Source organism: Desulfovibrio sp. JC010, from assembly GCF_010470675.1.
In the GTDB taxonomy this organism is placed as follows: Bacteria; Desulfobacterota; Desulfovibrionia; order Desulfovibrionales; family Desulfovibrionaceae; genus Maridesulfovibrio.
Genome location: NZ_VOIQ01000006.1, coordinates 197167 through 220712 on the forward strand (window position 1 = coordinate 197167; position 23546 = coordinate 220712).

24 protein-coding genes are annotated in these 23546 nt (G+C 51.1%); 13 read left to right on the plus strand and 11 right to left on the minus strand.

Features of this window, described 5'->3' with window-relative positions; genetic code table 11:
- Positions 1-197 precede the first annotated feature (197 nt).
- The 4 genes from FMR86_RS08875 to FMR86_RS08890 all read right to left on the minus strand — a co-directional run bounded on the left by FMR86_RS08875 (position 198) and on the right by FMR86_RS08890 (position 3649).
- On the minus strand, positions 198-1787 hold the full coding sequence (locus tag FMR86_RS08875; protein WP_163350739.1) for a flagellar hook protein FlgE: 1590 nt from the start codon (positions 1785-1787) through the stop codon (positions 198-200).
- A gap of 27 nt (positions 1788-1814) precedes the next feature.
- Positions 1815-2477 (minus strand): flagellar hook assembly protein FlgD, encoded by a 663-nt coding sequence (locus tag FMR86_RS08880; RefSeq protein WP_163350740.1) that lies wholly within the window; start codon positions 2475-2477, stop codon positions 1815-1817.
- 194 nt (positions 2478-2671) lie between these two features.
- Positions 2672-2992, minus strand: coding sequence for an anti-sigma factor (locus FMR86_RS08885; RefSeq protein ID WP_163350741.1), 321 nt, complete (start codon positions 2990-2992; stop codon positions 2672-2674).
- Between the two features lie 78 nt (positions 2993-3070).
- Entirely contained in the window at positions 3071-3649 is a 579-nt protein-coding gene (locus FMR86_RS08890; protein ID WP_163350742.1) for an RNA polymerase sigma factor, read from the minus strand.
- Between the two features lie 651 nt (positions 3650-4300).
- Here FMR86_RS08890 and FMR86_RS08895 point away from each other — a divergent pair.
- The 12 genes from FMR86_RS08895 (at position 4301) to FMR86_RS08950 (ending at position 15695) form a co-directional block, all read left to right on the plus strand.
- The gene (locus FMR86_RS08895) at positions 4301-5350 is read left to right on the plus strand and encodes a UDP-glucose--hexose-1-phosphate uridylyltransferase (RefSeq protein WP_163350743.1); all 1050 of its coding nucleotides are present in this window, start codon (positions 4301-4303) and stop codon (positions 5348-5350) included.
- Position 5351: 1 nt separating this feature from the next.
- Positions 5352-6680, plus strand: coding sequence for a galactokinase family protein (locus tag FMR86_RS08900; RefSeq protein WP_163350744.1), 1329 nt, complete (start codon positions 5352-5354; stop codon positions 6678-6680).
- 1 nt (position 6681) lies between these two features.
- On the plus strand, positions 6682-7704 hold the full coding sequence (locus FMR86_RS08905) for a LacI family DNA-binding transcriptional regulator (RefSeq protein WP_239057187.1): 1023 nt from the start codon (positions 6682-6684) through the stop codon (positions 7702-7704).
- Positions 7704-8720, plus strand: coding sequence for an aldose epimerase family protein (locus tag FMR86_RS08910; RefSeq protein WP_163350746.1), 1017 nt, complete (start codon positions 7704-7706; stop codon positions 8718-8720). Before FMR86_RS08905 ends, FMR86_RS08910 begins: the two co-directional genes overlap by 1 nt.
- A gap of 34 nt (positions 8721-8754) precedes the next feature.
- Entirely contained in the window at positions 8755-9852 is a 1098-nt protein-coding gene (locus tag FMR86_RS08915) for an ABC transporter ATP-binding protein (RefSeq protein ID WP_163350747.1), read from the plus strand.
- A gap of 246 nt (positions 9853-10098) precedes the next feature.
- The gene (locus tag FMR86_RS08920) at positions 10099-11361 is read left to right on the plus strand and encodes an ABC transporter substrate-binding protein (RefSeq protein ID WP_163350748.1); all 1263 of its coding nucleotides are present in this window, start codon (positions 10099-10101) and stop codon (positions 11359-11361) included.
- A gap of 61 nt (positions 11362-11422) precedes the next feature.
- Positions 11423-12541, plus strand: coding sequence for a carbohydrate ABC transporter permease (locus FMR86_RS08925; protein ID WP_163350749.1), 1119 nt, complete (start codon positions 11423-11425; stop codon positions 12539-12541).
- A 3-nt stretch (positions 12542-12544) separates the two neighbouring features.
- Positions 12545-13381, plus strand: a complete 837-nt coding sequence (locus FMR86_RS08930; protein WP_163350750.1) for a carbohydrate ABC transporter permease — start codon at positions 12545-12547, stop codon at positions 13379-13381.
- An 82-nt stretch (positions 13382-13463) separates the two neighbouring features.
- Positions 13464-14348: a PfkB family carbohydrate kinase gene (locus FMR86_RS08935; RefSeq protein ID WP_163350751.1), complete on the plus strand. Its 885-nt coding sequence runs from the start codon at positions 13464-13466 to the stop codon at positions 14346-14348.
- Between the two features lie 22 nt (positions 14349-14370).
- Entirely contained in the window at positions 14371-15042 is a 672-nt protein-coding gene (locus tag FMR86_RS08940) for a D-lyxose/D-mannose family sugar isomerase (protein WP_163350752.1), read from the plus strand.
- A 57-nt stretch (positions 15043-15099) separates the two neighbouring features.
- Positions 15100-15381 (plus strand): CopG family ribbon-helix-helix protein, encoded by a 282-nt coding sequence (locus FMR86_RS08945; RefSeq protein WP_163350753.1) that lies wholly within the window; start codon positions 15100-15102, stop codon positions 15379-15381.
- Positions 15369-15695 (plus strand): type II toxin-antitoxin system RelE/ParE family toxin, encoded by a 327-nt coding sequence (locus FMR86_RS08950; protein WP_163350754.1) that lies wholly within the window; start codon positions 15369-15371, stop codon positions 15693-15695. Before FMR86_RS08945 ends, FMR86_RS08950 begins: the two co-directional genes overlap by 13 nt.
- Before the next feature lie 76 nt (positions 15696-15771).
- Here the strand turns inward: FMR86_RS08950 and FMR86_RS08955 are convergent, their stop codons facing one another.
- From FMR86_RS08955 to FMR86_RS08975, 5 genes are all read right to left on the minus strand, one after another.
- The gene (locus FMR86_RS08955) at positions 15772-16719 is read right to left on the minus strand and encodes a response regulator (protein ID WP_163350755.1); all 948 of its coding nucleotides are present in this window, start codon (positions 16717-16719) and stop codon (positions 15772-15774) included.
- Complete coding sequence (locus FMR86_RS08960; RefSeq protein ID WP_163350756.1) at positions 16712-17116, minus strand: response regulator; 405 nt, start codon at positions 17114-17116, stop codon at positions 16712-16714. Before FMR86_RS08960 ends, FMR86_RS08955 begins: the two co-directional genes overlap by 8 nt.
- Positions 17117-17211: 95 nt before the next feature.
- A complete protein-coding gene (locus FMR86_RS08965; RefSeq protein ID WP_163350757.1) occupies positions 17212-18846 on the minus strand; it encodes an ATP-binding protein in 1635 nt (544 codons plus the stop codon).
- A 1-nt stretch (position 18847) separates the two neighbouring features.
- A complete protein-coding gene (locus FMR86_RS08970; RefSeq protein WP_163350758.1) occupies positions 18848-20065 on the minus strand; it encodes an HDOD domain-containing protein in 1218 nt (405 codons plus the stop codon).
- A 159-nt stretch (positions 20066-20224) separates the two neighbouring features.
- Positions 20225-20887 (minus strand): HAD family hydrolase, encoded by a 663-nt coding sequence (locus FMR86_RS08975; RefSeq protein WP_163350759.1) that lies wholly within the window; start codon positions 20885-20887, stop codon positions 20225-20227.
- Between the two features lie 115 nt (positions 20888-21002).
- Between FMR86_RS08975 and FMR86_RS08980 the strand changes: the two genes are divergently transcribed.
- The gene (locus FMR86_RS08980; protein WP_163350760.1) at positions 21003-21386 is read left to right on the plus strand and encodes a response regulator; all 384 of its coding nucleotides are present in this window, start codon (positions 21003-21005) and stop codon (positions 21384-21386) included.
- A gap of 11 nt (positions 21387-21397) precedes the next feature.
- On the opposite strand, the gene FMR86_RS08985 is transcribed toward FMR86_RS08980, so the two are convergent.
- Together FMR86_RS08985 and FMR86_RS08990 are read right to left on the minus strand one after the other, a co-directional pair.
- On the minus strand, positions 21398-22453 hold the full coding sequence (locus FMR86_RS08985; RefSeq protein ID WP_163350761.1) for a hybrid sensor histidine kinase/response regulator: 1056 nt from the start codon (positions 22451-22453) through the stop codon (positions 21398-21400).
- A gap of 10 nt (positions 22454-22463) precedes the next feature.
- Positions 22464-23543 (minus strand): HD domain-containing phosphohydrolase, encoded by a 1080-nt coding sequence (locus tag FMR86_RS08990; protein WP_163350762.1) that lies wholly within the window; start codon positions 23541-23543, stop codon positions 22464-22466.
- Positions 23544-23546: the final 3 nt, after the last annotated feature.

Below are 23546 nucleotides of genomic sequence, written 5' to 3' on the forward strand. Positions count from 1 at the left end.
GGAAAAGTTCCCCTTCCCCAGACCCCATCCCCTCAAAACTTTTTAGTATGCTTCGCACTTAGCGCATCAAGACGTCCTTCGAATAAAAAGACGGCGAAGCCCTGACAAAAGGTTTTGGGATTCTTAAACCCTTTTGCAAAAGGGTTTAAGCCGCCGGAGGCGAAATGCGATCATAAAAATCGCGCGTAGCGCATCAATTATCTCTTCAACTGGATCAATTCGCCGAGCAACTGGTCCGCAGTAGTGATCACTTTGCTGTTGGCCTGGAAGCCGCGCTGGGTGGTGATCAAGCGGACCATTTCATCTCCCACGTCCACATTGGATTGCTCCAATTTGTTGGAGGCGATGGAGCCCAACGGTCCTGTTCCGGCCCGTCCGGTAAGGGCCGGACCGGAATCGCGGGTTTTGGAGAAGAGGTTGCCCCCTTCGCGCCGCAGCCCGTACTGATTGTTGAAGTTGGCGAGGGTGAGCACGTAGAGGTCGAGCACCTGTCCATTGGAGTAACGCCCGGTGACCACACCGTCCCGGTCCACTTCCACGGCCTGCAGGAACCCTGCTCCGTAACCGTTCTGGGACTGGGAATTGCGGGCATTCCCGGTGTCGTAGGATGTGGAATAGGATGCACCGCGCTTGGGTGTGGTGAAGTTGGGAACCAATGAGAGGTTGGAACCGAGCGCGGCAGCATTTGCGGGAACCGGGGTGGACCACGTGGGCGGATTGCTGCCGTTGGTCAGCCCGAAATCAAGGGTGATGGGGTTGGCATCCGGGTCCGTGGCGAGGTTTGCGTTGGCCTTGCCGAGGAAGTTGGCGGTGAAAATGGGCTTGCCGTCATCGGACATGGGTGACGGAGTCCAGTTGGTAAGGCTTTTAAGGCTACCAGCGGGTGTTCCGGTAAGGGAAAATGAACTCATGCCGATCATTTCACCGCGCGGGTTGAAGGTCATGGTTCCGGTCATGAGCAGCCCGGCCGCGGAGGTTGTTTTTAAAGCGGTACCGCCGATAGTCCTGCCGTCCTCGTTGGGCGGAACAGTGACGATAAATTCATAGACCCTGTTACCAGCTGCATCCTGAACAACCTGACCATTTTTTACCGGGTCGAAATAGATGGTCAGATCATGGGAAGTGCCGCTTTCATCAAATGTTTTGATGGTGTTCTGGAAGGCGTAGCGGTCAGCCGGAATGGGCGGATCATTCTTGCCGTTCCAGGTCTGATGAAGGGAGAAAAACGGCTGTCCGGTCACTTCGCACTTATCCTCGGCCTTGGAGCTGAGGTTGACGTTCATGGCGATATCGGAAGTACGCACCGGGGGAGACTGGAAGCGGTCCAGTTTGATATCCGTGGGTGTACCGATAATATCCGGCTTGCCTGATTCGGAGTTGGGATTGACCTTCCAGCCCTGCACCACGTAGCCGTGGGGGTCGGTGAGCACGCCCTGCTTGTTGAAAATAAAATTACCGGCGCGGGTGTAGAAGGTGGCGTCGGTGTCCGGATGACGGACGGTGAAGAACCCCTTGCCGCCGATAGCCACATTGGTGGCTTCGGAAGAAGGTTCGAACGGCCCCTGTTTGAAATCGCCGTAAATGGAGGCTACGCCTACACCATGGCCCATCTGCCCGACCCCGGCTCCGGTGTTGACCGAGCTGTAGAAGGCATCTTCAAAAGAGGTGCGCGCGCCCTTGAAACCGATAGTGCTGCCGTTGGCAAGGTTGTTACCGATGATGGTCATAGCCTGACTGTGAGCACGGATGCCGCTGATACCGTTGAACATTGATCCTTTTAAGCCCATGAGAATCTCCTTGTGGTAAAAAAGTGGTTAAGCGACGACTCTTGTCACGTTGGACAGGAGCACCTTGCGGCCGTCTTCAAGCTCCAGAACATGCTGGCCGCCAGCCGTATTAATGGCTTTGACCTTTCCGGAGACTTCAATATTGGCGAGTACTTTTTTTCCTGAGGGAGCTTCCGCACGGACCACGATCCGGTATTGACCGTCGTCTGCGGCTTTGCCGTCTTTATCTTTGCCGTCCCATTTGAAATCAAATTTTCCGGCATTCTTGCTGCCCATTTCAACAGAGCGCACCAGTGCGCCCTTTTTGTCGAAAACATCCACGTAAACGGATTTGCAGGCAACGGGCAGGTTGATGGACGCGGAAGTGGTTTCCGCTCCTTTTTTGGACACACTGAACCCCTTGGCCATGACTGTCTTACCGATGTATCCGGTGGACGTGAGTCCGATTACGGTGTTGACGGTCTTGGCCAACCCTTCCATGGCTTTGGAAATGTTGGTGAGGCGTTCGAGGGAAGAGAACTGGGCCAGCTGAGCAAGCTGTTCCTTTTCCTTCATGGGGTTGACGGGATCCTGATTCTTGAGCTGGGTAACGAAAAGCTTCAGGAACGCGTCTTTCCCAAGCTCCTTGCTGGGAGTCTTGGGTTTATCGTTTCTAGTTACATTATTTAAATACGTAGTGGCGTCGATCATGATTTCCTCCTGTTCTGCACAACAGTTTTGGTCCGGCGCAAAGTGCGCGGTCCGAGACTATGTGCCGCAGGAGGCAATCAGCCTGATAAGCGGGAGTCGGCAATAAACAAGGCGGGAAGGCTACAGTTGATGAAGGGATTACTGTATCCTAAACGTGCAGACGTGAGAGGAAGTGGGTTAGGGAGGTCTTTCTATCACGCCATGGCCTTGTACTCCCGGTTTTGGTCATTATCTGATTCTGAATCTTTTTCCTGAACAAGCTCCTTGGCTTTATCAGTGCAGTGTCCGCCGAAAGGGGCGACTACCGCTCCGTTAAGGTTTCGCCTCATCTCCATGACTGCCTTCCTGCAGGGAGAGCAATCCGCCAGATGGGCTTCCAGACTGCTTACCAATTCTTCGGAAGCAGTGCCGTCGAGATACATGCATATCTCATCGATTTCAGGGCAACCGGGAGTAGGTCCGAAAGGGATATCCTTCTCCGTGCGATTGCAAAGATTACGCTTGGTTCCGTCCATGGAACACCTCTTGGTTGTTGTTTCCGCCGGAACGTCCGTGCGCCGGCAGCAATGGTTGTTGCGGATATTGAATCCGCATTAACGGGTCAGTGCATAAGTCTCCCCACTGACTCCGTGGTAGGAGCGCAGTTTGGTCAGGGCCTTGTGTTTGGCACTTCTGACCGACTGCTCCTTTATTCCGATAAACTCGGAAATTTCAGAAATATCAAGCCCGTCCTCAAAAAAAAGCTTTACCACAAGCTTCTGGCGGGGCGAAAGAAGCTGCTCCGGGATATCCAGTCCTTCCTTGACCGGGGCCGCAGGGGCTTCAAGCTCATTAATAAAATCGTCCAAAGGGGCCAAACAGTATACCCCCTTGCGCAAAAAATCCATGGTCACGCTTCTGGCAATGACCATCAACCATGTTGTAATCTTGGATTTTTCAGGATTATACCGCTTTAACAGACTTCTATCATTCTGTACAAGACGCAGAAAAACATTCTGGCAGATGTCATCAACATGATGTTGTGAGCAATACCGAAGCTTGCTTTTCAGTGTATTATTGATGGTAAAATATATTATCCCGGAATATTTTTCTACGAAAGTATCCCAAGAAGATTTATCACCTTCAGCACACTTTATAATAACATTGATCACTGACTTATGTTCAAGAGTCAAAACAATCACCCGCTGTCTTTTTTAATGCTTCTTAATGTTTTCCCTTCATCATTACAGGCTGATTGCCTCCATGGGCAGTCTTATAACTGTATACGCAGGAAAAACCTGAAACATCCCCATCGTCTTAATCAAAACTTGATAAAAATTAACCGTTCTTAATTTTTTACAAGCTAAACCAATACGTTATCGACAAAAGTTTTTTTTGCCGAGGGCTAAAGACTCATCTCCCTTACTCAATAAATCCATTGCTTAGCTGAATTCAAAGTAAGTTCATGCCGTAAATACGGGATACGTATTCGAACTTGAATGAAATCAAAAAAGTCACGCTTGTTTGAAAACGGCGAAAAAGGATTCCGCCGGGCTGGTTGTAGATCCACTTTATATAACTTTAGGTAGCATCTCAATAGGCAATATTTTCCGGTAATTACGAAACATTAAAGCCGCAGCGGGCTTGGCATCACACTTGACGACAACCCCATAAAAGCGACTATTTTTCAGCTACTTACATCCAAAACCAAAACAGAAAGCGACTTTTTTGTTACGGTTTATTGACAAGATAAAACCATTAAGGCAATATTTCCGAAAACGTTTGCGGTTACGTTTGCACAATCGTTTGCGAAACTCGAAAAATCAAATAAACAGGCAACAGAAATGAGCAATAATTTCGAGGACTACCCACACAAGAGGTTTAACCCGCTAACCGGAGAATGGGTACTGGTTTCCCCGCACCGCACCAAGCGTCCGTGGCAGGGTAAGCAGGAAAAACCTGCCGTAAACACACTGCCTGCCTACGATGACAAATGTTATCTCTGTCCGGGCAACACCCGCAATCAGGGCGCATCCAACCCCGACTACAAAGACGTTTTTATTTTCGACAACGATTTCCCCGCCCTGCTCCATGAATCCGTGGGCGGCTTCTGTGATGAGGACAACCTTTTTAAGGTGGAACCGGAAAGCGGCATCTGCCGGGTGGTCTGTTTTTCACCGCGCCATGACCTGACCCTTTCACGCATGCAGCCGGAAGCGGTGCGCAAGGTGGTGGATGCGTGGTGCGAACAGTACAGCGAACTGGGTGAACGCGAAGATATCGGTTACGTACAGATTTTCGAAAACCGCGGCGACATCATGGGCTGTTCCAACCCCCACCCCCACGGCCAGATCTGGGCCACCCGCTCCACCCCGGTCATCCCGGAATCAGAAGACAAACGTCAGCGGGAATATCTGGCTGAAAAAGGTAAATGCCTGCTCTGCCGCTACGTGGAACGGGAGCTTGAGAACAAGAAACGGATCATTTTCGAAAATGATTCCTTCGTCGCCCTTGTTCCTTTCTGGGCGGTCTGGCCCTTTGAAACCATGCTCCTGCCCAAAGCCCACATGGGTGCCATGGTCGATCTAACCCCGGCCCAGCGAGACGATCTTGCTGAGGCACTGATCCGCATGGGCATCCGCTTTGATAATCTTTTCGAGACATCTTTCCCCTACTCCATGGGCATCCACCAACGCCCGCCCAAAAACAAAGACAACAAACACTGGCACTGGCATATCCACTACTATCCGCCCCTGCTGCGCTCGGCCACAGTGAAAAAATTCATGGTCGGTTTTGAAATGCTGGGCATGCCCCAGCGGGATATCACCGCCGAACAAAGTGCCAAACAGCTGCGCGACCTGCCCGAAGAACACTATCTGGACCGGGGAGAATAGCATGCATTCAATTGATGCTTACCGTACACATCTGAATCAGGGCGGCTTTGATGAGGTCTTCGGACAGATTCACTCCTGCGCCAGAATCAATGAGTCGCGGGAGCGCATGGGAAGTCTTCTGCACCAGATGCTTGAAAATTTCGGACGCAATGAGATCTGCTTTGCCAGTGCTCCGGGCCGCACGGAAATGGGCGGCAACCATACCGATCACAACCACGGCCACGTGCTGGCCGCCGCGGTAAACCTAGATTGCCTTGCCGCTTTTTCTCCTGCTCAAGGAAATGCTGTCACCATTCTTTCCGAAGGCTACAACCCCATTATTGTTGACATTTCCGACACAGAACCCCGCGAAGAAGAATATGAAACAAGTGCGGCACTTGTACGCGGAGTAGCCGATGGATTCCGTAAGCTGGGGCTGAACATCGGCGGATTCAATGCATGCGTACACAGCACCATTCCCGCCGGAGCGGGCCTTAGTTCTTCGGCTGCTTTTGAGGTGCTGCTGGGCCGTATTTTCAGTTATCTTTTCAACAGGAAAGTCGTGTCCCCCCTTGAAATCGCCACTGTGGCCAAGCAGGCGGAAAATATCCATTTCAACAAGCCCTGCGGTTTCATGGACCAGATGGCCTCCTCTTATGAGGGCATCCTGTCCATTGATTTCAATGATCCGGTCAATCCGGGGGTAACCCGTGTGGAACCGGGCTTCAAATCGGAAAGCTGTACAGAAGGATTTTACGGAACCGGGTATAAACTCTGCGTCATTGATACCGGAGGCAGCCACGCCGACCTGACCCCGGATTATGCCGCTATCCCCGAAGAAATGTTTCAAGGGGCCAAGTGTTGCGGGCAGGATCAGGCCAAGAGGCTGACCATGCACAAAATTCTGGAAAACATAGACGCAATCCGGGAAGCAGCCGGCGACCGGGCTGTACTGCGACTCTTCCACTTCCTCGGCGAGGATGAACGGGCCGTGCAGCAGGCCGAAGCCCTGCACGAAGGAGACATGGAAGGATTCCTGCGCTTAGTAGCAGAATCCGGCCATTCTTCCAGCGACCTGCTCCAGAACTGCTACAGCCCAAGCGCACCCAAAAGACAGCCCATCCCGCTGGCTCTGGCCATGACCGAACTGACTCTCGGCTCTCGCGGAGTAGGCAGGGTTCACGGCGGAGGATTTGCCGGAACCATTCAGGCATACGTCCACGAATCTGATTTTCACCGGTATTCCCAGATAATGGAAAAAGCTTTTGGAATGAATTCAGTCATTGAACTGTCCATCCGCCAGCCGGGCAATGAATTTCTTACCATACCTGAAGCCGGGGCGGAGAAATAGCATGGCACATATGACCCTTAAAGATCTCGCCCGCAAACTGGGCATCTCCGCGTCAACGGTTTCACGCGCCCTGCACGACCACCCGGATATCAGCGACAAGACCAAAAAACTGGTCATGGAAGCGTCAGAGAAATACGGCTACCAGCCCAATCCCATCGCCCAGAGCCTGAAAAAACAAAGCAGCATGGTCATCGGGGTTATCGTACCTGAAATACGGCACAATTTTTTTGCAACAGTCATCAGCGGCATTGAGGAAGTAGCCTACGAAGCCGGGTATATCATCATGGTCTGCCAATCCAACGAGACCCTGCAACGCGAAATCATGACCACCAAAGCCTTGGCCGCCAACCGGGTTGCCGGGGTGCTCATGGCCATCTCCCTTGAAACCACAAACAACGACCACATGCGTTCACTGATCAGACAGGGAATCCCGCTGGTCCAGTTTGACCGGGTGGTGGATGAGCTTGATACCGGGAAAGTGGTCATTGACGATTTCCGGGCCTCCTACCGGATGACCTCCCACCTCATCGACCGCGGCTACAAACGGATCGGATTCCTTGCCGGACGGGAAGGAATTTCTATGAACAGGCTGCGTTTCAACGGCTACCTGCAGGCTCTGAAGAACCACAACGTTCCCTTTTACCCGGAACTGAACATCAACATCGGCGGTTGCCGGGGCAGCAACGGAAGAGCCGGAGCTGAAGCATACCTTAAAATGGACAATCCCCCGGACGCCGTACTCTGCATCAACGACCCCGTGGCCGTAGGAGCATTCTGCCGATTCCGCGAGGCCGGATGGCGTATCCCGGAAGATGTGGCCCTTGCCGGATTCTCCGGTTCACCGGAATCCGCACTCATTGAACCGGGACTGACTTCCGTTGATCAGCCCGCCTTTGAAATGGGTAAAACCGCAGCCACCCTGCTGCTCAAACAGCTTAAGGATAAAGAAAATTTCAGACCGGAAACCATCACCCTTGATACAGAACTGCTCATCCGCGGTTCAAGCTACAAGGAGGCCAAGTGATGCCCGTAAGCAGTAAGCCATGGGGCCGAACTCCATACAGGGAGGATGTTCTGCTCTTCACTCTGGAAAACAGCACCGGATGCAAAGCCCGTATTTCCACCTACGGAGCGACTCTGACGGGGCTGGAAATCCCTGTCGGTGACAAAAACATCGATCTGGTGCTGGGCTTTGATTCCCTTGAAGAATATATGACTGACGGGAATTATTTCGGCGCGACCATCGGCCGGGTTGCCGGACGTATTTCAAATGCAGCTTTTGAGCTGGACGGACAAAAATATCAACTGGACCGCAACGAGGGCAGCAATCACCTTCACGGCGGCAAATACGGTTTCAACCGGAGGAACTGGAAAGTTCTGGCGCAGAATGAGGATGCAAAGTCCCCTTCACTTACTCTTGAGCTGCACTGTAAGGACGGCATGGGTGGATACCCCGGCAATGTGCGTATTGAAACCACTTTTACTTTAAACAGCACCTCCCTTTCCATCGTCCACCGTGCGCAGTGCGACACTCCCGCCCCGCTGAATATGACCAACCACCCCTACTTCAATCTGAACGGGGGCGGACATGAAATAGACAACCATGAATTGAAGATCTTTTCTGCAAAATCGACTACGTTCGATAAAGCTCTCATCCCCGATGGCAGACTAATTGAAACTTGCGGCAGCGAGGCTGATTTCAGTAATTTTACACCGCTGGGCAAAACCGTGCAGGACCGCTTTTTCATTCTGGATAAAAACAGCTTAGCGGATGGCCCGGCAGCCATTGTCCGCTGCAAAGAATCCGGACTGGAGCTGGAAATCAGCACCAACCAGCGCGGGGTACAGCTATACACTGCGGACGGTATCGCAGCCGGAACCAAAGGGAAAAACGGACAGCAATACGGGCCGCGCTGCGGCTTGTGCATTGAACCCATGGGTTACCCGGACGCGGTCAACAGACCCGAATTTCCCTCCGTGATTTTACATCCCGGAGAAAGATACAATCATTCAACCGAGTACAGGTTCCGCCCTATTTAACGGCAGAATTTAAACGAACAAGGCGAGATGAAGCATGGCAAACGTAGAACTTAAAAACGTCATCAAGCGTTATGGCTCAGTGGAAGTCATCCACGGTGTGGATCTTTCCGTAAAAGACAACGAATTCATCGTTCTGGTCGGTCCTTCGGGATGCGGCAAATCCACCCTGTTGCGCATGGTGGCCGGACTTGAGGACATCAGCGGCGGAGACATTTCCATCGGCGAACGGGTGGTCACCAATGTTTCCCCCAAAGACCGCAACGTGGCCATGGTTTTTCAGAACTACGCCCTCTACCCGCACATGACCGTGGGTGAAAACATGGGCTTCTCGCTGAAAATGCACAAGAAATCCAAGGACGAGATCAAGCAGCGGGTCGATGATGTTGCCAAAATCCTTGAACTGGAACCCTACCTGCACCGCAAGCCTTCGGAACTTTCCGGCGGCCAGCGTCAGCGTGTAGCCATGGGGAGGGCCATGGTCCGCAACCCGGACGTCTTCCTTTTCGATGAACCGCTCTCCAACCTTGATGCCCAGTTGCGCACCCAGATGCGCATGGAGCTGCGCAAGATGCACATGCGGCTCAAGACCACCACCATCTACGTGACCCATGACCAGATCGAGGCCATGACCCTTGCGGACCGCATTGTCATCCTCAAGGACGGTTACATCCAGCAGGTGGGTACTCCGGTAGAGGTTTTCGAAAAACCCAACAACGTTTTTGTGGCCCAGTTCATCGGCAACCCGCCCATGAACATCCTTGAAGGAACCATTAAGGTCATCGACGGCAAACGTTATGTAGTCAAAGGCAGCACCAGATTCCCGGTACAGGATCATCAGGGACCGAACCTCAAAGACGGAGATCCGGTACTGGCCGGACTGCGCCCGGATTCCATCAAGATGGGCGACAACATTGAGCGGTTGCAAAAAGACTGGTGGTGCAGTGGCGAGGTTGTAGTATCCGAGATCCTCGGTGCCCATTCCCTGCTCGAAATCATCATTGACGGTGAAAATGAACTCATTGCCGAAGTGGAAGGTCGCGTTATCGCCCATCCCGGCGAAACCGTACCCATCGGATTCGAATTCGACCGCATGGTTTTGTTCGATCCTGAAACTAAAGAAGCATTGTATTAAGAATGCCTCCGGCGGCCCTTCGGGGACCAGAGAAACTTTTTGGAAAAAGTTTTTCTGGACTCTTCAAAAACTTTTGATAGGGCTTCGCCAACTAATTTATGAGTTTTGTACTAGTTGAAGACGCTTTGCGGGGAATTCTGTGCCGACAGTAATGTTTAGTGAGAAACTTACTGGAAGGATCCCTGAAAGCGACGAATTATAAAGGCTTAAGGATAACGTAGATTGTTTTAACATTTAGGAGGAAACATGAAACAGTCCCTGATCAAATTATGCTTGGTTTTCGCGGCGGTAATGCTGCTGGCTGTTCCGCAGGTCTCTCAGGCCAAAGAACTCAAAGGCGATCTTGAAATTTTCTCATGGTGGGCAGGTGATGAAGGTCCGGCTCTGCAGGCTCTGATCTCCATCTACAAAAAACAGAACCCCAATGTGAACGTCATTGACGCTACCGTTACCGGCGGTTCCGGTGTTAACGCAAAGGCCGTACTGAAAACCCGTATGCTCGGCGGCGAGCCGCCGGACAGCTTTCAGGTTCACGCAGGTCAGGAACTCATCGGAACATGGGTTAAGTCCGACCGCATGGAAGACCTGACCCCGCTCTTCAAAGAGCAGGGCTGGATGGACGTTTTTCCCGAAGGTCTGGTCAAGCTGATCGGTACTGACAAGGGTATCTGGTCCGTTCCGGTAAACATCCACCGCTCCAACGTAATGTGGTACATCCCCGCCAACCTGAAAAAATGGGGAGTGGAAGCACCTAAAAGCTGGGATGATTTCCTGAAAATCGCTCCCAAACTCCAGAAAGAAGGCATCGTGCCCCTCGCACTTGCACAGAACTGGACTGCCAACCATCTCTGGGAATCCGTCGCTCTTGCATCCCTCGGTGCTGACAACTGGGACGCCCTCTGGTCCGGCAAGCTGAAGTTCAACAGCCCTGAAGTAATCAAGGCATGGGAACTCTTCGGTAAAGTACTGCAGTACACCAACAAGGATGCCGCTTCCCTTTCCTGGCAGCAGGCCACCGATATGGTTATTGATGGTCGCGCAGCCTTCAACATTATGGGTGACTGGGCCGCAGGTTACATGGTTACCACCAAAAAAATGGCTCCCGGCAAAGACTTCGGCTGGGCCGCTTCTCCTGACACCACTGGTGAATTCATGTTCCTCGCAGACTCCTTCGGTCTGCCCAAGGGCGCACCCCACCGCGATAACGCAATCGCATGGCTGAAAGTGCTCGGCTCCAAGGAAGGCAGTGATACCTTCAACCCCCTCAAGGGTTCCATCTCCGCCCGTAAGGACACCGACCTCAGCAAGTACAACGGTTACCTGCAGTCCGCTGCCAAGGACTTCGGTAAAGACCGTGTGGTCGCATCCCTTGCCCACGGCGCAGCAGCAAATGAAACCTTCATGGGCGGCTTCGCACAGGTTATGGAAATGTTCCTGAAGACCAAAAATGCCAAGGCAACCGCCATGGCCTGCCAGCAGCTGGCTGACAAAGCCCAGATTGGCAAGTAGCAGTTTATAATCAAACCGCGCCGGGTCTTCCCGGCGCGGTCCCAAAAGGGGTTTGTGGCATATGAAGGAAGCATCACGGGACAGGCTGAAGGCGTTTTTAACCCTTCTGCCGTCAATTATCCTTGTCGCCGTCTTTGTTTACGGATTTATCGGCAATACCATCTGGATTTCCATGACCGACTGGGGCGGCACAGGCTCAATGGCCCTTGAACCGCAGAAAAATTTCATCGGTCTGGAGAATTACGTGGACCTGTTTAACGGGTTCCTTTCAGCAGGTTTCAGGCAGGACCTTGTCAACGCGGTCTACTACTCGGTCATGCTCCTGGCCGGGGCCATCGGCCTTGGCATGTTCATCGCCATCCTGCTGGACCAGAAGCCTAAAGGCGAAGACGTCCTGCGCACCATATTTCTCTACCCCATGTCCCTTTCCTTCATCGTATCCGGTACCATCTGGCGTTGGCTGCTGGCTCCGCAGGGAGGGGTCAATGTGCTACCCACCTACTTCGGATTCGACGCCCTTGATTTCCAGTGGACCTCTTCCACCAAGGCCATTCTTGAATTCAACTGGCAGAACATTTTACAAATACTCATCTACATCGCGGCCTTCATCCTGATCATGGTCGGGCTGTTCGTGCTCAAAGACGATCCGCAAAAAGCGGTCAAACGCTGGCTCGGCCCCGGTGTGGTTGTAGGTGCGTTTGCATGGCTGGGCGGGTCGCTCCTGCCTCAGGCTCTATTCATGGAAGAGATGCACGGCTTCAACCTCGCCACACTGGGCATCATCATTGCCACAGTCTGGCAGTACGCAGGCTACACCATGGCCTTGTATCTTGCAGGGTTCAACGGAATTTCTCAGGACCTGCGCGATGCGGCTATGCTCGATGGAGCCAGCAACACCGACTACTACCGCCATGTCGCCATCCCCATGCTCAAACCCATCACCATCAGCGCGGTGATCATCCTCTCGCACATCTCATTGAAAATGTTTGACATTATTTTCGCCATGACCGGACCGGACAACGCCCAGACCGGGCACCCGGCCCTGAACATGTACATGACCACCTTCCGGGCCAACGATTTTGCCCGGGGCGCGGCCATCGCCATCGTGCTCTTCCTTGTGGCGGGCACATTCATCGTTCCCTATGTAATAGGCCAGTACAAGCAAAGGAGAAGGGGATAAACCATGAGTACCACACAGAAATCCGGAATCACCCCCGGCTCCGTCCTGCTCTACGGCTCACTTTTCGTGCTGGCCCTGTTCTTTCTCATGCCCGCTTACATGGCAATTGTAACCGCGCTGAAAGACCCGGCAAATATCAGCCTGCCCACCGCATGGGAATGGCCGGATGAAATCAACTGGGCCAGTTTTCCGCAGGCCTTCGGACTGCTCAAGTCCAACATCGCCAGCTCGCTGGTGCTGACCGTCTGCGCCACCGCCCTTTCAACCGTGCTCGGTTCGCTCAACGGCTATGTTTTTTCCAAATGGAAATTCAAGGGCAGCGAACTGATTTTCACCCTCTTCCTGTTCGGCATGTTCATCCCCTATCAGGTTATCCTGATCCCGCTGTTCCAGACTTTGCGGGCCATGAACCTGTACGGCGGACTGCCGGGGCTGATTCTTGCCCACGTAGTATACGGATTGCCCATCACTTCGCTCATCTTCCGTAACTTTTACTCCCAGATTCCCACCGCGCTGGTGGAATCGGCAAGGCTGGACGGGGCCGGATTCTTTTCCATCTACACAAAGATAGTCTTCCCGCTGTCCATCCCCGGTTTCGTGGTCACCAGTCTCTGGCAGGTTACCCAGATCTGGAACGAATTCCTCTGGGGCATCTGCCTGACCCGCCACGAAGACAACCCCATCACCGTGGGACTGGCCCAGCTGGCAGGCGGGCAGGCCGTTAGCTGGAACCTGCCCATGGCCGGATCAATCATGGCCGCTTTTCCCGTGCTCATGATTTATATTTTCCTCGGCAGATATTTTATCCGCGGACTGCTTGCCGGATCAGTGAAAGAGTAAAAAACAAAGCGGCGAAGCCTAATAAAAGGTTTTGGGATTCTTAAACCCTTTTGCAAAAGGGTTTAAGCCGCCGGAGGCAAACATGAAACAATTATTCATAGCGGGACTTGGTGAAATATTATTTGACGTACTGGCTGATTCTGAAGAAATCGGCGGAGCCCCGGTCAATTTTGCATACCATGCGAACAAATTGGGCGCGGACGGCGCAGCCATTTCCACGCTGGGTAATGATGAACGCGGACGGCGGGCCAGCAGCGAACTCATGAACCGGGAGCTTTGTCTTTCCGGGGTCAGTATTGACCGCGAACACGAGACCGGATACGTGGAAGCCCGTCTGGATGAGCAGGGCGTGGCAACTTACTTTTTCCCGGACGATATTGCCTGGGACCACCTGCAGCTGAACGATGCAGCCATGGGCTTTGCAACGCAGGTGAATGCGGTCTGCTTCGGCACCCTTGCCCAGCGCAGCGAGATAAGCCGGAAAGCAATTCGAACCTTTCTGGACGCCGCACCTCAGGCATTGAAGGTGTATGACATGAACCTGCGCCAGAATTTTTACAGCAAAGAAATCATAGCCGAGTCTCTCGAACTAGCCGATGTGCTCAAGCTGAACGATGATGAGATAGCGGTTGTCGCGCCCATGTTCGGGCTTGAAGGCAGTGAACGGGACATGCTCATAACACTGCATGATGAATTTGACTTGAAATGCTCGGTGCTCACCCGGGGCAGTAAAGGAAGCCTGATCATCGGAGAAAACGGCGAGGTTGAGCATCCCGGAATTGAAGTCAAAAAAATTGCCGATACCATCGGGGCCGGAGATTCGTTTACCGCTTCTGTTGCCATCGGCCTGCTGCTCGGTCATTCACTTTCTGAAATCAGTGAACACGCCAACAGACTGGCCGCCCATGTCTGCTCCTGCAAAGGGGCCATGCCTGCCATTCCGGCTGAATTTAAGCTTATAAAATAAATTTTCAATATAGGGTAAGATCATGAAAAGAAGCGAAATCAACGCACTTATTGTTAAGGCCAAAAAATTTTACGCCGGGCACAAATTCAACCTGCCCAAATGGGCTTTCTGGGGACCGGAAGACTGGAAGGGCAAGGGCGAAAGCGAAGTCGTGCGCAACATGCTGGGCTGGGACCTGACCGACTACGGCAAAGGTGATTTCGACAAGCTGGGGCTGATCCTGTTCACCATCCGCAACGGCAATCTCCAGACCGGGGATCCCAAACCGTACGCGGAAAAAATCATGATCGTGCGCGAGGGACAGGTCTGCCCCATGCACTTCCACTGGTCCAAGCGCGAAGACATCATCAACCGCGCGGGCGGCAATCTGGTTATCGAGCTGTACGGCTCCAATGAAGACGAATCCATGTCCGACCAGCCGCTTGAAGTCAGCGTGGACGGCTTTGTGCGCACAGTTGAACCGGGCGGAAAAATCATCCTCGAACCGGGCGAATCCATCTGCCTTGAGCCGGGCATGTACCACTGTTTTTACGGCGAGGAAGGTAAAGGGGATGTGCTGGTGGGCGAAGTCAGCGCAGTGAATGACGACAATATCGACAACCGCTTCCACGAACCAATGCCCCGCTTTCCCGAAGTGGACGAAGACGAGGAACCGATCCACCTTCTGGTCACTGATTATGCGCGGTATGTGTAGGGGGAAGGGCTTGCGCCTGGTAGCAAAAGGTATTACCTTTTACTACAGGAGGCAATAATGAAAACTTCACCAACTTCTATCAAGCTTGATGGTTCAATAAAAGCAAGGGTAAAAAAACTTGCTGAAACAAAACAACGCTCTTCACACTGGTTAATGCGCGAAGCAATCAAACAATATGTTGAGCGAGAGGAAAGACGGGAAACGTATAAACAGGAAGCACTGGAAGCGTGGCAAAACTATCAGGAAACAGGACTTCACGCGACTTCCAAAGAAGTTCTTGGCTGGCTTGAATCATGGGGTACAGAAGACGAAGGACCGGCACCTGAATGCCACAGTTGATATTTTCCGCCGCTGCAACAAAAGACCTTAAACGTATTCGGCAATTCCTGCACACAAAAGACAACGAGGCAGCGCAAAGAGTAGGTAAAACTATAGCTCGGTCTTTGCAGCAATTGGCCCAACTTCCTGAATCAGGACGACCAGTTGAAAACATGGAACTTGAATTCCGTGAACAAATAATTGGTTTCGGTTCAACAGGTTATGTTGCTTTGTACAGATATGACGGATTTGGCCCAGTAGTGGTGTTAGCAATTCGCCATCAGAAAGAAGCTGGATTTGAGCTTGATATGTTGTCTAAAAATTTTACTGAGTAGTATCTTTATTTTTCAATAAATAATGATCCCGGGATGAACAATGTCATTCCGGGACTATCTCAGCTCCAAACACTCTTTAAGGCGCAATCAACTTAAAACGCGCCAACTGCTTCTTCAAATTCTCAAACATGACCGGTTTTACAATATAACTGTCGGCCTGACACTCGTAGACAGCCTTGTGGATGGTCTTATCGTCATCCAGACTGCTGACGATGAAAATTTTGGATTCTTTGCCGAAGGCATCAGCATTGCTGCCGCGCTCCATCTGACGGATGGCTTTACATGCCTGCAACCCGTCGATATTGGGCATCATGATATCGAGCATGATCACATCGAAACGGGGAGCATTACCGGAAAGACTTTCCGAAACAGCCTGAATAGCCTCAACACCGTCCTTTGCCACATAACAGGGCATATACTTGGACAGAAAAGTACTCAGAATCTTACGGTTGGCAAAATCATCGTCAACGATCAGCGCGGTGGGATCTTTTCTGACCTCAATTACACCTACTGCCGACTCGGCAACAGGCTCAACCGGTTCGGCAACGCTCCCTTCCGGGACAGATGCTTCGGGTTGTTTCTTTTCTACAGGCTCGGGTATGGCAGGTTCGGAAGAAGCGGATTGCGGTTTTAAGGCAGAATCCCCGGCAGCACCGAACAAATTGTAGCCGCCGCTGTAATCAATCTTATCATGCCCCTCTTCAAATATGGCTTCAAAAGCCTCTTCCACCAGATCAAAACTCTTAAGCAGCACGGAGATAACTTCCCTATCGATCTCCCTTTGACCGGAACGGATATCGGAACAGGCATCCTCCACCTTATGGACAAACTTGGATAAATCCATATAGCCCATCATGGAAGAATTACCTTTAATGCTGTGTAAAACCCTGAAGATACGGTCTATGGAATCCTGATCCTGCTTTTCTTCAAGATTAAGCACGTCCTGAACCGCCAGCTCAACAGCTTCACGGCACTCATGTACAAATTCAGTCAGAAACAGATCCGGTTCAAATCCTTCACTCATCTTTAATCAATCCTATTTCCTTCAGCTTTGCTGTCAGGATTTCAACAGTAAGGGGTTTGGTTATGTAATCGGTAGCTTCACTTTTATTAAAAGCTTCAAATACGGTTTTAACATCCGACAAAGCAGTTACCATTATTATTACACTTTCCTTTGCCGGAACAACCTTGAACTCCCTCTCGATCTCCCTGATTTCGCGGGCCGCATCCAGTCCGTTTTTCTCCGGCATCATAATGTCCATGAACACGTACTGGTATGGATCATTTTCCTCCGTAGCGGCTTTGAAGACCTCCAGAGCTTCTGCGCCGTTCACAGCAACATCAACTTCACCGTATTTTCTTAAAAAAAGCTGCAGGAAGTTTCTGGAGGCAAAATCATCCTCAGCAACCAAAATTTTCATTACGCGACCTCACAGGCTGGAATTGCGAAAAGACACTTTTTAAACGTATCACGTTAACCATTTATTTTCAAACAACTTATGATTATAATAGTCTCTTATGCCATGAGCGGCAGTTCAATGAAAATTGAAGTCCCTTTTTCCCGGGAGGTTTCAAAATAAATGCTTCCGCCCATGGTTTCGGTGATAAGCCTTGCTGAATATGTTCCCAGCCCGGTTCCTCCGGACTTTTCAGCTGTTACATATTTTTCAAAAAAAGTATCACGTATATCTTCCGGGATTTCGCCCATATTATGAATCCGTAAAAGGATTTTTCCTGCAGTACGGCTCACAGCAAAGGTAATTGCTTCATTTGCCGGTGATGCCTCCACTGCATTTTTCAACAGATTGGACAAAAGTGAATAGGTCAGAAATTCATCACAACGGACATTGAAAGAAAAATCACCGCCCACATCCTTTCCGTCAAACTGCATTTTGAAAACAATTTTTTTATAATTACTCAGTTCAACCAGATCCTTGAGAACAGAATGGACAGTGCTGTATATATCCGCCACCGCCGGGCGGTACTCATAGGTACCTGTCTCCATTTTATACAGGTCAAGAGAAAGGTTGATCATATTCAGCAACTTGTAACCTGAGGTCTGTATATACTCCAGAATCTCGCGCTGGCTTTCAGTCGGAGGGTTGTCTTCATCCATGAGCAGGACTTCCGGAAGGCCGATAATGCCGTTCAGCGGCCCTTTCAGGTCGTGGCGCATGATGCGCTCTACATCCTCTTTCAGGTCAAGCAGTTTTTTCTGCTCGCTGATATCAATAAAATTTTCAACCATATGCAACTTGCCGTCGATCATGACCCGGCTGACGGTTTTCTGGATCGGAATTTGAATTCCGTCCTTGCGTTCGATAACATACTCCCCGTTTTTTTCCTTCAGCCCAAGATCAACAATAGGGCATTTGCCCCTGAACGCAGTGCAGATCACATTAAAGCACTCCTGCCCGATCAGCTCTTCCCATTCCATCCCAAACATTTCCAAAGCCTTGGGATTTGCATCAACAATCCTGTGGTTTTCAGCTTCCACCACCATAACTCCGGCCTGCATGCCGTCCAGAGTGACATTCATCCGGTCATATGCATCAGCAAGCTCCAGAGTCCGCTGCTGAACCTTGCGCTCCAACTCCTGGCTGTGATTGCGCATGAACTCATGGGTCTCGCAGTTTTCAAGGGCATTGACCGCAGAAAGCAGAAACACGGAAAATAGTTTCAAGGTTGTGTCCAGAATTTCATCCTTGCTCTGAAGCATCTCCCCCACGAACATTCCCCGAACCCGGTACGGAGTGGCCAGCGAGTGCAGCAGGATATGGCTGTTTCCTGTTGAATCAAGAAAAAAGACAGGTCCGTCAGACTGCAGGGCATAAGCAAAAGACTGATCCGCAATCAAGGAGTCAACCTCCTTTTCCAGCCCTCTATCCGACAGTTCCGGATAGGAACGCGCCTGAACAAAATCTTGTGTTTCACTATCAACAAGGTAAACCGCACAGGATTTAAACGGAATCATCTGGTTGGCGCGGATACATATATCATACAGCAACTTTCCTAATGAAGGCTGCTCCCGCGAAAGGCCGATCCCGCCCAGCTCACGGGCCAGATCAAGGGCATCCATGGCCGCGGCTTTCTCCTCCTGCAGAGTTTTAATCTGCTGCCGCTGAAAATTGATCAACAGTTTATCGTCCACTCTAACCTCCGAAAATAGCGAGGATATCCGCAATCTGACGATTTGCTTTCAATATGGTGGTAACAACCGCACCATCAGGTAGACCGAGAGCATCCCAAGCTCCATGATACGGGGTATTTACAAAACCAAGACCGTCAGCCCCGTATTGCATTGCCAGAGCCATTGAGTCTGCAACGGAGCAGATAGCTGATTCAATACAAAATTCATTCAGCTCTCCTCCATGATGTCCGGCCACTGCAGCCGTAAGAGAGGGAGGAATATTCCACAGCCCGAAAATTTCTTTTGCCAGCTCACAATGATCAAAGCCGAAAACCCTCGATTCAGCTTCACAGCAGGTCAAACCAAGCTCCCTGCTCAACACAAAAGTCAGCTCCACCTGAACCGGATATTGTTCAAGCAGTATAAGCAGCCCAATATCGTGCAGCATCCCGGCAACAAAACATTTATCCTGAGACACGCCGGGGATCTGTGCAGCAAGAATGCGACAGAAAACGGCACATGCCAAAGAATGCTTCCAGAAAGAAGCCATGGAGAGCAAAGAGTTGCCTCCGCCTTTAAAAGCCTCCATGACCGACACACTGAGAGCCAACTGACACACTCCACTTGTCCCCACAAGGGAAACTGCCCTGCTCAAGGACTCCACCGGCAGACTGAAGCCATACAGAGGGCTGTTCACGACACTGATCAGTTTAGCACTCAAACCGGAATCCTTGGAGATAATATCCGCAAGACTTTCAGAAGTCGTCCCGGGATCATCGAGAGCTTCTACTATTTTGTAATAAATATCCGGGAACGACACGAAAGAAATACCGTTCTTCAAAAAAGCACCCACATTGGGGTAAAGAGGGGCCTCCGGCATCTCAGGAAGTACACCCGTAGAAATAATCTGGGGTAAGTCATTGTTTTTCTCAAGCTCACCGGCAAAATGCTTCAGGCTGACATCACGCAAAAGACTCATAGGCGGCACTGTCATATCAGCATGCGCATAAAGACCGTCTACATATTCTCCGGCAATCTGCAATATTACGGGGTCCAGCTCTTCATCCTGTTCAGCACCCGCACTATCAACATCAACCTCGCTGACGCCCCAGATATTAAAAATGCGCAAATGCTGTTCCTCAATGACAGTGCCCGCAGCCAGCAAAAACCTGCCGTTGGCACCTTTCACGTCCTCAGAAAGACGCATTCCTGTTTTTATGTCCCCTACAAAAACTTTCATATACTCACCCCGTATAGACTGAACAGATCACACATCTAACCAGCAGCATAGTAAAATAACAGCAAAGATAAAAGGGTAATCAGAATTTTTTGACAAAATAAAAGCCCACGGTGTTCACCATGGGCTTTCCAGACTGTTTTTAAGATTACGGGCAAAAATTTAGAGCAGCGAAACCAGATCTGCCGGGGTGTCCAGAACAATGTTGGCCCCGGCCTGAACAAGTTCCTTTTCACCTCGGAAGCCCCAACCTGCGCCGACTGAAATCATCCCCGCATTGACCCCGGTTCTGATATCCACGTCAGTATCGCCCACAAACAGGGTCTGATGCGGAGAAACACCCATTTTTTCCGCAAGATCAAGCGCAGCGTCCGGTTCGGGCTTGAGCGGAACGTCATTGCGTCCGCCGTAGACAGCGAAAAAATCTATTCCCGGCAAAAACATCTTAACAGCCTCAATGGCATACTCGTGCGGCTTGTTGGACAGGATGGCAATTTTCTTCCCGGCGGAAAGGAACTCCCGCAGCACTTCTGGGATACCTCCGTAGGGGCGAACATGCTTGTTCAGTTCCTCTTCGAATTCCTTAAGCAAGACAGGAACAAAGAGCTCATAATCCTCCTGATTCTGTTTATCTTCAGGCAATACACGCATGGCGAGCGTCCTTGCGCCGTCGCCAACAAATCCCCGGTAGGCATCCACCGGATGGGTTGGGTAACCCATGCGCGAAAGAGCGGAATTAGCGGCAGCTGCAATATCACCAAGAGTGTCCAGCAGTGTGCCGTCCAAATCAAAAATTACAGCGGAGAAATCAAGTGTACATTCCATATTTATGACCAAACCATTTTTTAAAAGTTCTTAAAGAATTAAAGGCAACGGATTGCTCTCAAGTCCGAAACAGGTTAACTAACACAGCAAAAGCCGGAGAATAACGGAGACTTACATGCTGCCAAAAAGCGCAACCATACTGATTGTTGATGATCATCAGGCCATGCGGCGTACCGTCGCGGATATTATGCGAATGCTGGGATATTTCAACCTGCATTATGCAGAAGACGGGCTTATGGCCCTTGATAAACTGAAGGAAAATGCAGCCACCGAACTGGTTCTTCTGGACTGGAACATGTCCAGAATGAGCGGATTGGAATTTCTGCGGGAAATCAGGTCCATACCGAAATATGAAAAACTGCCCGTAATCATGGTTACCGCCGAAGCGGAACAGGAACTGGTTGTGGAAGCTGTGTCCGCGGGTGTAACCAACTATATTGTAAAACCTTTCACTCCAATCACTCTTGAAAAAAAATTGCGGGAAGTCTTCTCAAGCTGAGATCAGCCGCCTTATGGCTGAGGAATGGTGACAGCTACTACAACTTCACCGTCAACGCTTTCCATGGAAATACTGCCTCCGTGGGCCTTGGCGATAAGCTTTGCCGAATAGGTTCCCAGCCCGGTTCCCCGGTCTTTGCCGGATGTGGCGTACTTTGCAAAAAAACGACTTTTGATATCTTCCGGCACCTCTCCGGGATTACGCACTGAAATCTGCACAGCTCCTTCCATCCGCTGCAGACTGACCCGGACGTCCCCACCCTTGGGGCAGGCATCCACAGCATTACCCACCAGATTAGCCAGCATGGAATAACAAAGCAGCTCCTCTGCCGAAACAGTAAATTCCTGCTCCGGTCCTGCCGGAGTTCCCTCAATTTCAAGAACAAGCTCAATCCCGCGCATCTGGGCAGTGTCCTCGTGCCCGATAAACACCTTACGCACCACAGCGGCCATATCCATTGATTCCGGGACAAAACTGTAAGTACCACGCTCCATCTTAAACAGGGCAGTAGACATATTGACCATGGAAAGCAGAGTGTAACCGGCATCCTCAATACGGGCGAGCATGGATTTAACATGCTCATCATACTCACCGGACATAAGGATTAACTGAGGCAGGCTGATCACGCTGGTTAACGGAGATTTCAGGTCATGGCGCATGATGCGTTCCACGTCTTCACGCACACGGACAGCTTCCCTGAGTTCAAGATGGTTCCTGACCCGGGCTTTGACGATGTCCGGATTGAAAGGCTTGGTGATATAATCAATGGCTCCAAGGGCAAGCCCCTTTGTCTCGTCCCCGGCCTCATTCAGTGAAGTAACGAAAATAACCGGAATATCCTTTGTCTTTTCTTCGGCCTTAAGCCGGTTGATGACCTCGTAACCGTCCATGCCCGGCATCATGACATCAAGCAGAATGATATCCGGATCCTTGGACCGGGCCAGCTTCAGTCCCTTTTCCCCGTCCTTGGCAGCGAGAATGGCGTAATCATCCTTGAGCAGGTCCATGAGTATGTGCAGGTTTTCGGGGGTATCATCCACTGCCAGCACGGTGGGCTTGTCGCTCATAGCCGCTCCCTTATTGTTTGAGGGTTTCCCGTTCCTCATCGAAATCAGCAAACTCAAGGGCGATCCCCCTGAACTCCTCCTGAATATCCAGAAAGATATCAGTCAGCCGGGGATCAAAATGGGTCCCGCGTCCTTCGGCAATGATCTTTACCGCCTTTGAATGCGGAAAAGGATCTTTGTAAACCCTTTTGGAAATCAAGGCATCATATACATCGGCAATGGCCATTATCCGCGCGGAAAGGGGGATATCCTCACCCGAAGTTCCCTTGGGATACCCTGTTCCGTCCCATTTTTCATGATGGTAAAAAGCAATCTCGCGGGCGTGATGCAAAAATGAGTTTCCGCCAAGGGTATTTTCCGCCCCGGCCAAGGCATCACAACCGTACTGGGAATGCTTCTTCATTTCTTCAAACTCTTCATCGGTAAGCTTCCCCGGCTTGAGCAGAATGGCATCGGCAACGCCGACCTTGCCCACATCATGCAGCGGAGCGGAAAGATAGAGGGTTTCAATCAATTCCTCATTGAGCTCGGAAGCGAACTCTTCCCGTTTCATGGCATGTTCAGCCAGAATCTTTACATAGTTCTGGGTCCGGGCAATGTGCCCACCTGTTTCAGGATCCCGCCATTCAGCCAAAGTGGCGAGGCATTCGATGGTCACCTTCTTGACCAGAGCAAGCTCTTTGGTACGCTCTTTAACCAGCCTTTCAAGATGATCCTTATGCTCCTTGAGATCCAGCTGGTTCTTGACCCTTGCCTTTACGAGATCCGGGCAAAAAGGCTTCACAATGTAATCCACAGCCCCAAGAGCCAGACCTCTGGCCTCGTCCTCTTCTTCCATAAGCACGGTGATGAAGATGACCGGAATATCCTTTGTGCGCACATCGGCCTTCAATCTTTCGCAGACCTCGTAGCCGTTCATTCCCGGCATCATGATATCCAGCAGGATGATGTCCGGCCGGGGCTTATTCACAGCCAGTTCAAGAGCCTTTTCCCCGTTCTTGGCGGTAACAACGGCATATTCGCCCTTAAGGGCCTCCATAAGAACCTGTAAGTTCTCCACGGTGTCATCAACAATAAGTACCTGTTTCATAGC

Excerpts from the sequence above, each read along its gene's own strand:
- FMR86_RS08980 (WP_163350760.1), top strand. The coding sequence starts at position 21,003 with ATGCTGCCAAAAAGCGCAACCATACTGATTGTTGATGATCATCAGGCC.
- FMR86_RS08915 (WP_163350747.1), top strand. The coding sequence starts at position 8,755 with ATGGCAAACGTAGAACTTAAAAACGTCATCAAGCGTTATGGCTCAGTG.
- FMR86_RS08930 (WP_163350750.1), top strand. The coding sequence starts at position 12,545 with ATGAGTACCACACAGAAATCCGGAATCACCCCCGGCTCCGTCCTGCTC.
- FMR86_RS08955 (WP_163350755.1), bottom strand. The coding sequence starts at position 16,719 with ATGAGTGAAGGATTTGAACCGGATCTGTTTCTGACTGAATTTGTACAT.
- FMR86_RS08885 (WP_163350741.1), bottom strand. The coding sequence starts at position 2,992 with ATGGACGGAACCAAGCGTAATCTTTGCAATCGCACGGAGAAGGATATC.
- FMR86_RS08880 (WP_163350740.1), bottom strand. The coding sequence starts at position 2,477 with ATGATCGACGCCACTACGTATTTAAATAATGTAACTAGAAACGATAAA.
- FMR86_RS08975 (WP_163350759.1), bottom strand. The coding sequence starts at position 20,887 with ATGGAATGTACACTTGATTTCTCCGCTGTAATTTTTGATTTGGACGGC.
- FMR86_RS08985 (WP_163350761.1), bottom strand. The coding sequence starts at position 22,453 with ATGAGCGACAAGCCCACCGTGCTGGCAGTGGATGATACCCCCGAAAAC.
- FMR86_RS08905 (WP_239057187.1), top strand. The coding sequence starts at position 6,682 with ATGGCACATATGACCCTTAAAGATCTCGCCCGCAAACTGGGCATCTCC.
- FMR86_RS08910 (WP_163350746.1), top strand. The coding sequence starts at position 7,704 with ATGCCCGTAAGCAGTAAGCCATGGGGCCGAACTCCATACAGGGAGGAT.
- FMR86_RS08920 (WP_163350748.1), top strand. The coding sequence starts at position 10,099 with ATGAAACAGTCCCTGATCAAATTATGCTTGGTTTTCGCGGCGGTAATG.
- FMR86_RS08940 (WP_163350752.1), top strand. The coding sequence starts at position 14,371 with ATGAAAAGAAGCGAAATCAACGCACTTATTGTTAAGGCCAAAAAATTT.
- FMR86_RS08935 (WP_163350751.1), top strand. The coding sequence starts at position 13,464 with ATGAAACAATTATTCATAGCGGGACTTGGTGAAATATTATTTGACGTA.
- FMR86_RS08990 (WP_163350762.1), bottom strand. The coding sequence starts at position 23,543 with ATGAAACAGGTACTTATTGTTGATGACACCGTGGAGAACTTACAGGTT.
- FMR86_RS08875 (WP_163350739.1), bottom strand. The coding sequence starts at position 1,787 with ATGGGCTTAAAAGGATCAATGTTCAACGGTATCAGCGGCATCCGTGCT.
- FMR86_RS08945 (WP_163350753.1), top strand. The coding sequence starts at position 15,100 with ATGAAAACTTCACCAACTTCTATCAAGCTTGATGGTTCAATAAAAGCA.
- FMR86_RS08950 (WP_163350754.1), top strand. The coding sequence starts at position 15,369 with ATGCCACAGTTGATATTTTCCGCCGCTGCAACAAAAGACCTTAAACGT.
- FMR86_RS08970 (WP_163350758.1), bottom strand. The coding sequence starts at position 20,065 with ATGAAAGTTTTTGTAGGGGACATAAAAACAGGAATGCGTCTTTCTGAG.
- FMR86_RS08900 (WP_163350744.1), top strand. The coding sequence starts at position 5,352 with ATGCATTCAATTGATGCTTACCGTACACATCTGAATCAGGGCGGCTTT.
- FMR86_RS08895 (WP_163350743.1), top strand. The coding sequence starts at position 4,301 with ATGAGCAATAATTTCGAGGACTACCCACACAAGAGGTTTAACCCGCTA.
- FMR86_RS08925 (WP_163350749.1), top strand. The coding sequence starts at position 11,423 with ATGAAGGAAGCATCACGGGACAGGCTGAAGGCGTTTTTAACCCTTCTG.
- FMR86_RS08960 (WP_163350756.1), bottom strand. The coding sequence starts at position 17,116 with ATGAAAATTTTGGTTGCTGAGGATGATTTTGCCTCCAGAAACTTCCTG.